Genomic DNA, 14,236 nt, shown 5'->3' on the forward strand with positions numbered 1-14,236 from the left:
GCACACCATGAGAAACCTATTAATTACCCTATGTTTGCCATTAGGCTTTGGCTGTTCGCAAATGTTAAATTCGCTACATTCAGAGCCGGAGAAAGTTGAGCAAGATAATGCAGCCCAGCTTGTTTCAGAGCAACGTGCGGTAAAAGCACCTGCACCAAATGAAGCGTTATTTCAGTCTAATTTAAACAAGCAAAGTAACTACACCAAAAGTGCCCCTGCAAAACGCAAAAATATAAACCATTATGTGCGCGGTATAATGCAAGACATGGTCGAAAACCTGCAATACGTAAACGACAAAACGCCACTTGCCGTTTCTAGCTTTGTATTTTTAGATGATGACTACAGCGATGGAAGCCTGTTAGGTAACCAAATAGCCGAAAGCTTTATGCACGAGCTGCATAGTTTTGGAGTACCGGTTATCGATTTTAAAACCACCGATTATATGCGAGTAACCCCCGCAGGCGACTTTGTATTTAGCCGCGACTACCTAGAGCTAAACCAAGATCAAAACTTTAATTACGTATTAGCAGGAACACTTGTGAGCCACCAAGGTGGCGTACTGGTAAATGCACGAATAGTGGGCATTAAAAGTAAAGCGGTAGTGGGCAGTGCGCAAGGGTTTATCCCTCAATCAGTGGTTGATGCGCTAAACAGTAGCTATCGCACCGACGGAATTATGCTTAAACAAGCCAGCGAGTGAGGTTGACCATGTTTTACAAACTATCTGCTATAGCGGGGCTAACGGCAACGTTAGCATTAACTGGCTGTTCAATAACGCAAAATAATGAGCATAACGAAAGCATAAACACACGCTCAGACTACACCGTGGTAACGCAAAGTAGCCAACCAAAGCCTATGTATGCCAACCAATCTGTGCAGCAGCAAAGTGAGTACGACACAGCAAGGCAGTTTACACCGCTTAAACACCACAAAACGCTGGCAAACTATGTAGAGCAAATGGCGCTGGATTTAGTGGATACGCTTGAAGCCGAAGCGCCTGATAACAACAGCATCAACATAGCGGTTACCACCATTGTAGATTTAGACGCATCGCTTAATAAAAGTAATCAGTTGGGTAATCAATTAGCAGAGACGTTTATTCATCAGCTGCAAAAATTTGGCTACGGCGTGGTAGATTTTAAAACCATGGACAACATTGATGTATCAAATAGAGGCGACTTCGTGTTATCTCGCGATATAGAAAAGCTAAGCGAAAGCAGCATGGCTAACTATGTATTAGCAGGTACGTTAATTTACCGCCCAAATGGCGTAGCAGTAAATACCCGCGTTATAAATGTTCACAGCAAACATATTGTAGCAAGCAGCCGAAAACTCATACCGCTGTACGTGTTAAACAAAGAAGATATATATTTATCAAGCAATTAAGTTAATTTTAGCTTGATATGAAAAACAAGATGCCGTTATAATTTTTGTAAGCTGTAAGCTGTAAGCTGTAAGCTGTAAGCTGTAAGCTGTAAGCTGTAAGCTGTAAGCTCGATGCGGCCTCTTAGTTAAATGGATATAACGGCCCCCTCCTAAGGGGCAGTTGCAGGTTCGATTCCTGCAGGGGCTACCAATCAAATCAAAAACCTAATGCAATATTAATAACTCTTTTGTGCCTGCGTAGGTCGGATAAGCGAAGCGCCATCCGACACAGTAAAATACCTTACCAATTATTATCAATATTTTATTGCTGACGAGTGGCTGAGGAGTGCCATGAGCGGACCTTCACACGAAACTCGTTTCTGCCCCAAAACGAGTTAGGGTAAATCCTCTAATGGCTGCTTTGAGCGAAGCTGGTATTCAAAGTGTTAATGAATAAATAATCGGTTATAGGAAAGTCTAAACAATTGTAATTTCTTTAGGTTCTGTGTAAGTTATTAATTATTTGATTAATAAAAATCGTATTTTGATAATTCTGGAAATTGACACATTGAGTGTTAACGGGAATTCTCGGTAATACGCCGTTAGGCTTCAAGGAGAAAGGTGTCAAATTTTGAGCATGGAAAGTGTCATTTCAATAATCGGATCTATCGCTTCAATAGGTGGTGCTATATGGGCATTTGTCGAAGCTAAGAAATCGGTAAACGCAGCCAGTAAAGCAGAAAAGCTTCGTGACGAACTTATAAGCCGTAGAAAAATGGTTGAAGTATCACAAGTTCACTCCGAAACAAAGCGTGTTTTATCTGTTGTATCAAAAGTCGGTCCTTCATGTAATGCCAAACTTCTCAAGGGAGTTAACTGCGCTGATATTGCAAAAGAAGTTGAGGTGTATGCTAGTTTCATTTTTGAACAAAGCGGTCATTTCACTGATTTTTTTGAGAACAAAGCAAAAGAACTTTGTAATGATTTAAAAGATGACATTGAATCATTGTCTGAAGCAATTAATTTTGAAGACAAAAAAAGTTATGGCAAAAGTATCTACTACAAAATTCAAAACTTTATGCCCTTTGTTAAACAGCTTTCCGATGAAAAAAAGAACGGGCTTAAGGAAAAAGTAAAGGAAAAACTATGAAACTATCAGACGGCGAAAAATTAATTGTTTTAATGCTTAGCGAGCTTTATGAAAAACTAGATGTTAAAGGTGAAATAGAACCAGATTTTATTAAATCAGCTATTTTCAGTGATCAACTATGGGGCGTAAAATGGAAATACAGCGGTATTCCATTTGAAGAGTCTGACGATCCTGAAATTGTTAAAGAGGTTGTTGATATTTTAGATATGTGGAGCTTTATAGAACACGCCTATAGCAAGCTGAACGAAGAAGAAAAAGCCAAACTAGAATCTGATGTTCCTTATTTTGGTAAAGCCCCAAAATTCATTGGTTTTGATGGTAATAACGAAACTGAGTATATGGGAACAGCAATGTTTCTAGTTAACGAATTGGAAAGATTTCAAGAGTTTAGTGGTCGGAGCTTCAATAGTCATTGCCCTTCAATTGACGGTCATAAAAGAATGTTAAGAGCATTTGAACCAATAAGAAAAACTTTGTCTTATGAGCCGTTAAACCTTGCGCAATTGACTTCTATTTTGAAAGAAAAAGTTCACCCAAGTCGAAGAGAATCCTAACAAACGCTTCAACAAAGGACGTAAAAAAGCTTGGCTTGCGTCACTTTGTTCCTAATCTTAGCCAAGCATTTTCCGCCAGTTAAACGGGCGTTAAATTTTTGGAGAATAAATTGAGCATTCGTAAAACATTTTCCCTGCTAGGCCTCGTTATTTGCCTTTATGGTTGCAGCGATAGACCTGAAGAGTTTCTCGGAGGCTTTTCAGAGTATGAAATTGTAGAATTACATGATAATAACTATACCCCTAAAAACTCATATTCCTATGCATTGGGCCACAGTTACTCCTCAACTGAGGATGCCATTGAAGGAATTTCTAAAATAGTAAGTAGCAGCGATTCGACGAAAGCTACGGCAAATGTATTTCATGTTGCTAATAGCAATAAAAAACAATGTGTAATTGTTCATCGAGAGAACATGTCTCAACTTACTCTAAATCATGAACTAGGACACTGTTTTCACCCTATCTTATTTAGTCACTTAGAAATTAAGGCACCTACTATTTTGAAGGGTATTGAAGATGATAAAAAATGGTCTGATTATTATTTAGAAAGTTTTGCTGAAATTGTAGCGGGAACTAGATCTTTTAGTCTAGATGGTGACAAGTCCTATATTATAAAAAGAATTCAGGAGATTGAGAGTAGTTCAGATAGCGAGAAAATGCTTCCTTATAAAAGATCTATACCTCTACTAAAACATCTTTCCGATTTTCTTGATAGCGCAGATCTTCCAGCTTCACCTGAAGAACAAGTTAACCTAATTTTAGAGAAAATCTATTTTGAACCTAAATTTAACAAAGCATTGCAGCGGGTAAACCGCTGAATGCGGCGTTACAGAATAAATACTCTAACTCAAAATTGTCCAAAAACGAGTTTACTCGACCGTCTGCTTCTCGCTCAAAGCCGCCCTTAAAAAACCTAAGATACCAATAACTACTGAGTTAAAACGTTAGCGAAAAAGTAATTTTAATGCCTAAGTATTTTTTAACTAAAAACAAAAAAGCGAGTAAATAAAAATCTACTCGCTTTAAAATTTTGACAGCTTACAGCTTACAGCTTACAGCTTACAGCTTACAGCTTACAGCTTACAGCTTACAGCTTACAGCTTACAGCTTACAGCTCAACCATCACTCGTAATCGTATCAATCAGCTCACCAAGCACCGCTTCGGCTTTGCTGGTTTCTACTTGGCAGGTACCGGCGTTTAAGTGGCCGCCACCGCCGTATTTAAGGCATAACTCGCCCACATTGGTGTTTGAGCTTCGGTTGGTTATTGATTTACCTATGGCGAATACTACGTTTTGTTTTTTAAGGCCCCACATTTTGTGAATTGATATATTGCAGTCTGGGTACATGGCGTAAATAACAAAGCGGTTGGTGGCGTAAATAGTTTCCTCTTGAGTTAAATCTAGCACCACGAGGTTTTTATGCACGGTTGCGCATTGTGCTATTTGCTCTTTGGCCTTTTCGTTATGCTCGTTATAAAGCGCAACACGTTCGGCTACGTCTTCCATTTTCAAAATGTCTTCAATGCTTTGATCTTTACAGGCATCGATTAGCTTCATCATTAATTGGTAGTTTGAAATTTTAAACTCGCGGAAGCGGCCAAGGCCTGTGCGTGCATCCATGATAAAGTTCATTAATACCCAGTCTGTTGGGTTGAGTATTTCGTCCTTTGAGAACTGTGCTGCATCGCCTTTATCTACCGCTTCCATCATGTCTGTGCTGATGTTTGGAAATTTTTCTGCGCCGCCATAATAATCATAAACAACGCGTGCAGCAGAAGGGGCTTTAGGGTCAATTACGTGGTTTTTAATATCGCTTGCGTTACGTACGGTTTCGCTTAAGTGATGGTCAAATGCAATGTGACAGCCAGCAACGTAGGGTAGGTTAGTGGTAATGTCGTTTGCAGTTATGTCTATTTTGCCATCTTGCATGTCTTTTGGGTGTACAAATAAAATGTCATCAATTAGGTCTAAGTCTTTGAGCAGTACGGCACATACTAAGCCGTCGAAATCGCTGCGGGTGACTAGTCTAAATTTATTATTGGGCATAGCTTTTCCATCTTGTTGTGATTGAGTAATCAAATAAGTGTAACAGCTAAAATAATTTTTGAGAGGTTATAGCAATCGAATTAAAAATTTAGTCATTCTAACGTGCTAAATAAAGCGTAAACGGCGTTATAAATTTTAAAGTAGAACATATGCCTATAGAAATTATGCCTATGTTATTACTCTGTTTATCTGTTGCTATAAATACCTCATAATTTAATACAATGGGTATTAGCGTTAAAAAAGCGCATAAAAAAGCCAAAACGACTGTTTTGGCTTTTTGTTAGCAAGTATGTATTTGTTTTATTGCTGTATAAAAGTTAAGCGCCTGGTCCGCATTCCATACAGCTGTTAATAATATCTGGGCCAAATTTAAGTCTGGCGTTTAAATCGCGAAGGGCAGTGCGTAAACCTTCTTCAATTACTGGGTGGTAAAATGGCATATCCAGCATTTCTGGTACGGTCATTTTGTTTTGCACAGCCCATGCTAATAAATGAGCAAGGTGTTCGGCTTGTGGACCAATAAATTCTGCACCTAAAAATAAGCCTGTGCCTTGCTCTGCGTAAACGCGCATGTGGCCTTTATTTTTAAGCATTACTCGGCTGCGGCCTTGGTTTTCAAAGCTCACTTCGCCTACTTCAAAGCAACCACATTCACCTAGGCGGTCTGTAATTTGTTTGTAGCTGTCGCCTACCATTGCTATTTGTGGGTCACTAAACACTGCGGCAATTTTAGCGCGGCGAAGGCCAATGCGTACATCGGGGAAGCGCCCAGCATTTTGTCCGGCAATGGTGCCTTGATCAGATGCTTCGTGTAGCAGGGGGATCATATTGCTGGCATCGCCCGCTATAAATATATTTGAATTACCACATTGCATTGTGTGCGGGTCGGCGTGTGGCACACCGCGCTCATCAAGCTCTATGCCGGTATTCTCTAAACCTAGCTTGTCTACGTTGGGTACTCGGCCTGTGGCTGCAAGTACGTAGTCAAATTGCTCGGTGTGTTTAGCACCGTCTTTATCGGTGTAAGTAAGCTGGGCTTTATCGCCAACTTGCATCATGTCAGATACGTTTGAGTCGGTATCTACAAAAAAATCTTCAGCAAAAACAGTGTTTGCATAGTCTTTAATTACTGGGTCGGTAAGTGGGCCAATTGCGCCGCCAACACCAAATAATTTTACGTTTACGCCTAAGCGGCTAAGTGCTTGGCCAATCTCTAGGCCTATTACGCCTGGGCCAAATACAGCCACTGACTCTGGTAGGTCGTCCCAGTTAAATACATCGTCGTTTATAATAAGTTTGTCGCCAAAGTTATTAAACACGCCAGGGTATGATGGGCGCGAACCCGTGGCAATAACAAAACGCTTAGCAGTTATAATGATGTCATCGTCGATTTGTACGCGGTTGGCGTCTAAAAACTTAGCGTAGCCACGAATTTTATCTTCATCAGGAATGTCGTCTACGGCTTCTACTACGAATCCTGCAAAGCGGTCTCGTTCGCTTTTAACACGTGCCATAACTGCTTTGCCGTCTATTCTTGGCTTTGAGCTATGCACACCAAATGCAGGTGCCATTTCAATTGAATGCGCGGCTTCGGCTGCGGCAATAAGTAATTTACTTGGCATACAACCAACGCGTGCACAGGTAGTACCGTACGGGCCTGATTCAATCATTAAAACGTTAGGGGTGAATTGTTTTGCGTTACGGTATGCGCTTAAGCCTGCAGTACCTGCACCTATAACAACAACATCGGTTTGTAATTCTTTCATAGTGGTATCCTTTATTATTTTCAATCTGAGCGATGAGATTGATATAGAGGGGCGCGTACGCCCCTGCTATTTTTTTACTTAATTAAGCAAAGTATTTTTCTAAATCGTCTGAGCCGCCAATGTGTTGTCCACCAATAAATATTTGTGGAACAGTGTCACGGCCAGAAATTGCTTTAAGGCTTGTTAATGTAGCGCCTGCACCCATAACAACTTCTTCAAATGCGTAGCCTTTTTCTGTTAGTAGCTCTTTTGCTTTTTTACAGAAAGGGCAACCAGGCTTAGTAAATACGGTTACTGGCTCTGGCTTAGTTTGTTTTGGGTTGATGTAGTCAAGCATTGTGTCTGCATCAGAAACTTCAAACGGGTCGCCTGGTAAATCTGGTTCGATGAACATTTTGTCGATAACGCCATCTTTAACTAGCATAGAGTATCTCCAGCTGCGCTTACCAAAGCCTAAATCGTTTTTATCTACTAACATGCCCATGCCGTCAGTAAATTCGCCGTTGCCATCAGGTAATAATGTGATGTTTTGCGCTTCTTGATGCTCTGCCCATGCGTTCATTACAAATGTATCGTTTACTGATACACATACAATTTCATCAACGCCATTTTGCTTAAGTACACCGGCTAACTCGTTGTAGCGTGGTAAGTGCGTTGATGAACAGGTTGGTGTAAATGCGCCCGGTAGTGAAAACACAACAACGGTTCTGCCTGTAAAAATTTCGTCTGTGGTTACTGATTTCCATTCGTCGTTTTGACGTGTTGCAAATGTAACGCTTGGGATTGTTTGACCTTCAATATTCTTTAACATAGTTTGTTCCTCTTGATTTGTTGGAGCCATTATGGCGAGAATTTAAATATAGTTCCAATCGTTTGTTTGTATTAAACTAATAGGTATAGCCTATCAGGTGGAGATGAATTTGAACTTAAAAGATTTAGAGTATGTAAAAGCAATAGCGCACCACAAGCATTTTCGCAAAGCGGCCGATGCCTGTTTTGTTAGCCAGCCTACACTAAGTGGGCAAGTAAAAAAGCTTGAGCAAGAGCTTAATGTTGTTTTATTTGACCGCTCAACTAAGCAAGTTACATTAACAGCGCAAGGTGAACGTTTGTTGACACAAATAAACGTTATTTTAGAGCAAACAGAAATCTTAAAAGAGCTGGCGGCTACTTCAAACGGGCCGCTACAAGGTAAGCTAAGAATTGGTATTATTCCTACTATTGCGCCGTATTTACTCAGCGCTTTACTGACCTCTATGAAAGCGGCGTTTAGCGAGAGCCACTTTTCGTTTATAGAAATGCAAACAGCGACTATGCTAGAGGCGCTTGATAACGGCGAGCTCGACTTTGCAATTTTGGCCGATGTTCCCGAGCTTAAAAACTACCATACGGTTAACGTGTACAAAGAAGACTTTATGGTTGCTGTTTCAACCGATAACCCGTTATCTAAGCGTAAAAAAGTAGCGCTAAGCGATTTACAAAGTTGTAGCCTATTAATGTTAAGTGATGGTCATTGCTTTAAAGATCAAGCCCAAAAGTTTTGTTTTGCTGCGGGAGTGGATGTATCAAACCAATATCAGGGCAATAGTTTAGAAACTTTATTGGCGCTGGTGGCGATAGATGACGGGGTGACATTTGTGCCCAAGCTTGCGTGTACACAGCGTGTAGGGATTGATTATTTAGCTATTTTTCCTAATCAGCAACGTAATGTGGTATTTGCTTGCAGAAAACACTACCCGCGTTTGGCGGGCGTTGAGCAATTAGCCCAGTGGTTGGCAGAGCACCCAAATTTAAAACGGGCGCTTATTTAGCGTTCTTGGCTTGCAACCTCTACCACATCGTTTATTTGTACCCCAGGCAAAGGCTTGTCGTTAAGGCTTACAGCAATGGCGCTTTGTTTATAAAGTTGCTCAACCACAATGGTGTAAAGCGTGGTAATGGTATGCGGCATAGTATTGCCTTGTGCATCGGTTAAGTAGTTATGGTGCGCAATGCTTAATAGTTGGCCTTTTTTAAGACCATGATCTTTGCCTAGGTTTATCACCAATTTATTGTTTTCCATGTGCATTATTTTTCCTTTAGTAGGAAAACACGCCATAGCCGCTTGTATATCGTAACTAACCGTTTGATTTATATCGCTAATGCTTTGCCCAAAAGGTGATTGCCAAAACCTATCACTATTTACATCAACAATAGCTGTTTTTTCAAATGGCCATACAGCTTGGGTATGATAGCTGTTTTGCCATAATTGTTCGTACGTGGTGCCATCAAACAACATAAACTCAATAGCGTAGCTGCGCTGGTAGGTTTCGTCTTGCCAAAAGGCGTAGTCGTTGTTGAGTTTATCGCTTGGCGCTAAATTGGTTATTTGGCTTAATAAAACATATTGCGCGTTGCTTCTGGCTGAAAGCTCTTCTAGTTGTGCATTTGAGTAGTCGTGCTGCTGATTAAAGTAATTGTCTACATTAATTGCTTTATTGTAGTAAGCAACGGGCAGGGCGCTCATTTTTGTGCTTTGCAAAGCGCTAAATAACTTTTTACTAATGGCTTTATTTACGTCAAATATTTGACCCATTAAGGCATGCTCACGATGAACAAGCTGGCTTTGGGTTACTGCAACAAATTTATTAAAGCTACTTTGTGGGCATTGCTCTGTTTGGGCAAATACATCAAGCCTAAGCGTAATGGCAAATTGTTGATTTTGGCGTTGCTCGCTCACCAGCTCTATTTTTTGTATTTCGCCGTGGCTACTAATTTTTAGCTGATCTTGCGTTAGCACGCCATCTACCAAGGTTTGTACCGAGCTAACCCGGGCGCCAGAAAACACTAATGCTTGTGTAATTGCATCTTTAATCGCGGCCGATTTAGCACTGCTTATGTCGCCATTTTGGATTTGTGCATGGCCGGTAGATTCAAACCATTGTGCGTAAGTACTGGCAGAAAACGTTAATAATGCAGCGCTAGTAACACCTGCAAATAGTGATGATAAAAACGTGTTCATACTGGTACTCCACATAAAATTAGTTAATTACGCTTTAGCTAAGCAAGGACTGCACCAATATGAGGACTTTATAATAAATGGCATTAAACCTGCATTTATTTGCGCAATTAGTTTAAAGGGTGCAAATAAATGCGTGCAATTATATTACTTACTTTAGCAGGCCTTGGTCTTGCCGGTTGCAGCAACGTGTTTGATAAACATGTTGAGTACAAATATGTAGAGCCAAATAATTATCCCATACTTAAAGCGGTTGGTTATGCACCTATTAGCTTGCAGCAAGGGGCTAATAAATCACAAAAGCAATTAATGGCAATTAAGGCCTCTAAGCTTGAGGCGTACCGTGAACTGACTGAGCAAGTTTATGGGCAAAAAATTACAGCGGGCACGTCTGTAGCAGGTGCTATTGCTCAAAACGATTACATGGAAAGTAAAGTGCAGGGCATAATTAAAGGTGCGCAAATTATTAAAACTTACTCAGTTGACGATGTATACGTTACCGAGCTTGAGCTAAACATGAAGCGCGTGCACGACTTATATATAGGTGAAATTAAGCCGCGTGAAGTTAAAAAAGTGACCTACTACTAAGTAACTGGCCAGTACTTTAAATAGTAAAGCTACATTAAGCTGCTATTTTAACGGCTGGTTTTAGCGTTAAGCGCGTGGAATATACTCGTACAGCAATACATAACTTTGCTATTTACGGGAGCGTTTTTCTGTAAATCTAGGGTTTGATAAATCAGCTTTAAATACAACGATGGTTCAATACGTTAGTTAATGTATTAAGCAATGTTGAAATGACCGAGTTAAAATTTAAATCTAGTAAAAAAACACATACAAAATATCTCATCCTTTTATATTGAGTGCTATGCTGTTGTTACGAATAATATTTGAACAAGTAGTGTAGCGTTTGGTGTATGTTTTTAATTTTTCTTTTTTTGGGCTGTGAATGACACTTAGGCCCACTCTTTCCTCAAATAAGCTATTTTTTTGGTGCAAAAGCAATTTGCGCTATTTACTGCTATTTTTTTTACTTTCAAGCGGCGTGTTTGCGAGCCGTTTAACTATTCAATTTAATACCTTTATAGAATTAATGGGGCAAAAATATGGCCCTGCGCGAGTCACTGTGGCGCGTAATTGGCAAACTATGCTGGTGCGCACCCAAAATAAACCAGAACAACAACAAATTTTAATTGTTAACGACTTTTTTGCACGCAATCTTCGATACCAAACCGATATACAGCTTTGGAAGCAAAACGACTATTGGGCTACACCATTAGAAACCCTTGGCCGTGGTTTAGGTGATTGTGAAGATTATGCCATTGCTAAATACATTAGTTTACGCGCCTTAGGCGTAAGCGACGACAAGCTTAGGCTTATATATGTAAAAGCTAAGCTTGCTGGTACAAACAAAACACAAGCACACATGGTATTAGGCTACTTTGCTACGCCTAATGCTCAGCCGCTTATTTTAGATAGTTTAATAACAAAAGTGTTACCTGCAGCAAAACGCGTTGATTTAAGCCCGGTATTTAGTTTTAACAGCCAAGGTTTATGGGCAAATAACTCGACTAAAAGTGTAGCCAGCCCGACAGCAAGGCTATCGCGTTGGCGTAAAATTTTGGAGCAGACATCACAAGAAGGGGTTATGTGGTAATGGCGTCATTTTCCTTATTTAAGTTTTTCAAAAAAAGAAAAATCACTCTTAGGCAAGAGCTGTGGATCACCTTGCTGGTGGTGATTTTTGTTGGCTTTATAAGTAGCGTGTTAATAAGTACTAACTCTGCTAGAAACTATTTTTCTACGCAGCTGTATTTAAAAAATGTTGATAATGCCAGCTCTTTAGCGCTGATGATTAGTCAGCTTGAAAAAGACCCTGTAGAGCTTGAGCTTTTAGTGTCGGCCACTTTTGATACCGGCCACTACAAACGCATAGAGCTGCAAGACCCAAATGGTGAGGTTATTGTAAAGCGCGTATTTACCGACACGTTAGAAAATACCGCACCAGCTTGGTTTAGAGCGGTATATGGGCTTAATGTACAGCCAGGTGTAGGGCAGGTTAACAACGGTTGGCAGCAATTTGGCACCTTATTTGTTGAAAGCCACAGCCAATATGCTGAGCAAGCATTGTGGGAAAGCGCCCTCAAATTGTTTTTTAGCTTTTTAGTGGTGGCATTTTTTGCTTGTGCCATAAGTGCGTATTTATTACGTAGAATTTTAACGCCACTTGATGATGTGGTGTACCAAGCTAACGCCTTTGGCGATAAGCGTTTTATTAAATCAAAAGTGCCAAAAACCTTTGAGTTTGCACGCCTTGTGCAGTCGATGAATTTATTATCGACACGGTTTAGTCGCATTATAAAAGAAGATAATAAGCGCTTAGAGGAGTTGCGTTTTAAAGCCCAGCACGATGAGCTAACAGGGCTTGCCAATCGAGAGTATTTTAGTGCCACATTAGAGGCTCATTTACAAAAAGTGAAAGATCATGCCCATGGTGCTTTGTTTTTATTTAGGGTGGTTAATTTAGATAAAATAAGTGAATCGATTAGCCGTGTAGAAATGGTTAACTTTTTACGCCGTTTTTCTCAGGTGTTAACACAGTTTTTAGAGTCGAATCAGGCGCACTTTTCAGAAAACTATATTGCGCGTATATCACATACCGACTTTACTGTGTTGTTTAGCGATACTGATGATATTCAGGCGCTTAGCGAGCAAATAACCGCACTGCATAAATCGATTGTTGATGAATACAAAAATATTGATTTGGCCATTGTACACAGTTGTACCTACATAGAGAAAAACGACACCCGCTTTGATTTATTACGCCGTGTAGATGGTTTATTAAAAACAGCAGGTAACAAACCTGGCGTGCAGGCTAAGGTCATTGATAACAAACAAAAGAGTGAAATTTTTGATGACTCTACTGGCTGGCAAAAGGCTATTGAGGATGCGCTTGAGCAAAAAACTATACAGTTAAATTGTTTAGAGGTTATGGGTTTTAACGACACCTTGTTACAGCACCAGCTTAGCTTAAGTTTAGAATTTGGCGGCCAACATTATAAATCAAGCTACTACTATCAATGGGCTAATCGCTTAAACCTATTAGCGCGTTTGGATTGGAGTTTAATCAAGCAAATTGTTAAACAGTACGGTGAAGCGCCGCCAAATGAATTGATTGCTGTAGAGCTTTCGGCGCAAACATTAATGGATGATACCGCGCTTGCCTCGGTATTAACCTATGTGTCTGCCTTTCCTGATTTAGCAAAAAATATATGTTTTGATATACGCGAAAACATTGTCGTAAACGAAAAAGATATATTTAAGGAATTTTGTGAGCAAGTGCGTTGTATGGGCGCTAAAGTGGCACTTAAACGTGTGGGGCCTGAATTTACTAAGATTAAGAACATTCAAGAATTTGGCTTAGAAATGCTTAAAATAGACAGCATTTACGCGCATAACATTAGTTACAGCCAAGACAATCAAACCTTCTTACGCGGTGTTTGCACATTAGCACATTCTATTGGTATTAAAGTGGTCGCACAGGGCGTAACAAGCCAAGACGATATAGATACACTGGTTAATCTTGGCTTTGATGGAGTTATTAAAGAGTCGTAAAGCGACTCTTTAATTAAAGGGGAGTGGTTTAATAATGGCGGTGAATAGGTAAATGCAATTCAGTATTTAACCTATAAGCCTTTGTTTATTAGGTTAACTATAACTGGCGAAGGTTTTATTATTTCAGCTTAAGCTAGTTACCTTTAACTGCTAACATAAGTTGTATACGGTCGCGCACTTTTAACTTAGTGAAAATTGAGCTCATGTGCTCTTTAATTGTCCGCTCTGTAATATTTAGTGACTCAGCGGCTTGTTTATTGGTTGCCCCTGTTATAACTATATCAACAACTTGGCGTTCGCGTTTAGTTAAGCTTTGAATATCGCAGGCTTGGGTGTAATTTATTTGCTGCTGACTTAGTGCCCCAACAATATTAGATAGTAGCTGCCCAGGTAACCACAGGCCGCCTGAGCAAATAGTCTCAAGTACCTGTTGTAATATTACTTTAGATGCAAGTGCTTCTACATAGCCTCTTGCGCCCGCTTGCAGGGCTGCTCTAAGTTCCTCTATTTCTAGATTTGTGGTCATTACAATAACTGGCAAGCGTTTTTGGGCATATTTTTTTACCAGTTCAAGCCATCCCGAAGTGCCCGCCAGAACCCATATAATACTTGATGCATTAATTTGTTTTGGTTCTTTGGTGCATATTACACAACCTGCAAACGCACTTCGCCAGTGGCTCGATTCAAGTTCGGGTTGTGTAATAAATATACTTTGACGCATTAATTTACTCCAATAAATT

At 40.1% G+C, this 14,236-nt stretch carries 14 protein-coding genes and 1 tRNA gene; 10 read left to right on the plus strand and 5 right to left on the minus strand.

Annotated features, from left to right (window positions below; genetic code table 11):
- The first annotated feature begins 7 nt into the window (after positions 1-7).
- From MSC25_RS05240 to MSC25_RS05265, 6 genes are all read left to right on the plus strand, one after another.
- A complete protein-coding gene (locus MSC25_RS05240; protein WP_054982691.1) occupies positions 8-700 on the plus strand; it encodes a FlgO family outer membrane protein in 693 nt (230 codons plus the stop codon).
- A gap of 8 nt (positions 701-708) precedes the next feature.
- Positions 709-1,386 carry a FlgO family outer membrane protein gene (locus MSC25_RS05245; RefSeq protein ID WP_121637832.1) on the plus strand — a complete coding sequence of 226 codons (678 nt, stop codon included), beginning with the start codon at positions 709-711 and terminating at the stop codon, positions 1,384-1,386.
- Positions 1,387-1,501: 115 nt separating this feature from the next.
- A tRNA-Arg gene (locus MSC25_RS05250) sits at positions 1,502-1,576 on the plus strand.
- Between the two features lie 426 nt (positions 1,577-2,002).
- On the plus strand, positions 2,003-2,515 hold the full coding sequence (locus MSC25_RS05255; RefSeq protein WP_248442822.1) for a hypothetical protein: 513 nt from the start codon (positions 2,003-2,005) through the stop codon (positions 2,513-2,515).
- Complete coding sequence (locus tag MSC25_RS05260) at positions 2,512-3,069, plus strand: YfbU family protein (protein ID WP_248442823.1); 558 nt, start codon at positions 2,512-2,514, stop codon at positions 3,067-3,069. The genes MSC25_RS05255 and MSC25_RS05260 overlap by 4 nt, the downstream gene beginning before the upstream one ends.
- Positions 3,070-3,179: 110 nt before the next feature.
- Positions 3,180-3,887 carry a hypothetical protein gene (locus tag MSC25_RS05265; protein ID WP_248442824.1) on the plus strand — a complete coding sequence of 236 codons (708 nt, stop codon included), beginning with the start codon at positions 3,180-3,182 and terminating at the stop codon, positions 3,885-3,887.
- Between the two features lie 297 nt (positions 3,888-4,184).
- On the opposite strand, the gene MSC25_RS05270 is transcribed toward MSC25_RS05265, so the two are convergent.
- The 3 genes from MSC25_RS05270 to MSC25_RS05280 form a co-directional block, all read right to left on the minus strand.
- Positions 4,185-5,117: an exopolyphosphatase gene (locus tag MSC25_RS05270; protein WP_024033066.1), complete on the minus strand. Its 933-nt coding sequence runs from the start codon at positions 5,115-5,117 to the stop codon at positions 4,185-4,187.
- Positions 5,118-5,434: 317 nt separating this feature from the next.
- Positions 5,435-6,883, minus strand: coding sequence for a dihydrolipoyl dehydrogenase (locus tag MSC25_RS05275; protein ID WP_248442825.1), 1,449 nt, complete (start codon positions 6,881-6,883; stop codon positions 5,435-5,437).
- 82 nt (positions 6,884-6,965) lie between these two features.
- The gene (locus MSC25_RS05280) at positions 6,966-7,694 is read right to left on the minus strand and encodes a glutathione peroxidase (protein WP_138579905.1); all 729 of its coding nucleotides are present in this window, start codon (positions 7,692-7,694) and stop codon (positions 6,966-6,968) included.
- Positions 7,695-7,803: 109 nt separating this feature from the next.
- Here MSC25_RS05280 and MSC25_RS05285 point away from each other — a divergent pair, with 109 nt between their 5' ends.
- Positions 7,804-8,694 carry a LysR substrate-binding domain-containing protein gene (locus MSC25_RS05285; protein WP_171036133.1) on the plus strand — a complete coding sequence of 297 codons (891 nt, stop codon included), beginning with the start codon at positions 7,804-7,806 and terminating at the stop codon, positions 8,692-8,694.
- On the opposite strand, the gene MSC25_RS05290 is transcribed toward MSC25_RS05285, so the two are convergent.
- Entirely contained in the window at positions 8,691-9,884 is a 1,194-nt protein-coding gene (locus tag MSC25_RS05290; protein ID WP_248442826.1) for a flagellar assembly protein FlgT, read from the minus strand. The genes MSC25_RS05285 and MSC25_RS05290 overlap by 4 nt on opposite strands.
- Positions 9,885-10,013: 129 nt before the next feature.
- On the opposite strand from MSC25_RS05290, the gene MSC25_RS05295 reads away from it, so the two are divergent.
- The 3 genes from MSC25_RS05295 (at position 10,014) to MSC25_RS05305 (ending at position 13,496) form a co-directional block, all read left to right on the plus strand.
- Positions 10,014-10,469: an LPP20 family lipoprotein gene (locus tag MSC25_RS05295; protein ID WP_004589651.1), complete on the plus strand. Its 456-nt coding sequence runs from the start codon at positions 10,014-10,016 to the stop codon at positions 10,467-10,469.
- Between the two features lie 418 nt (positions 10,470-10,887).
- A complete protein-coding gene (locus tag MSC25_RS05300; protein WP_036963734.1) occupies positions 10,888-11,538 on the plus strand; it encodes a transglutaminase-like cysteine peptidase in 651 nt (216 codons plus the stop codon).
- Complete coding sequence (locus tag MSC25_RS05305; RefSeq protein ID WP_029774508.1) at positions 11,538-13,496, plus strand: LapD/MoxY N-terminal periplasmic domain-containing protein; 1,959 nt, start codon at positions 11,538-11,540, stop codon at positions 13,494-13,496. Before MSC25_RS05300 ends, MSC25_RS05305 begins: the two co-directional genes overlap by 1 nt.
- 133 nt (positions 13,497-13,629) lie before the next feature.
- Here the strand turns inward: MSC25_RS05305 and MSC25_RS05310 are convergent, their stop codons facing one another.
- Positions 13,630-14,217, minus strand: coding sequence for a response regulator transcription factor (locus tag MSC25_RS05310; RefSeq protein WP_024033058.1), 588 nt, complete (start codon positions 14,215-14,217; stop codon positions 13,630-13,632).
- Positions 14,218-14,236: the final 19 nt, after the last annotated feature.

The organism is Pseudoalteromonas sp. 1CM17D (assembly GCF_023161805.1).
GTDB lineage: Bacteria > Pseudomonadota > Gammaproteobacteria > Enterobacterales > Alteromonadaceae > Pseudoalteromonas > Pseudoalteromonas atlantica.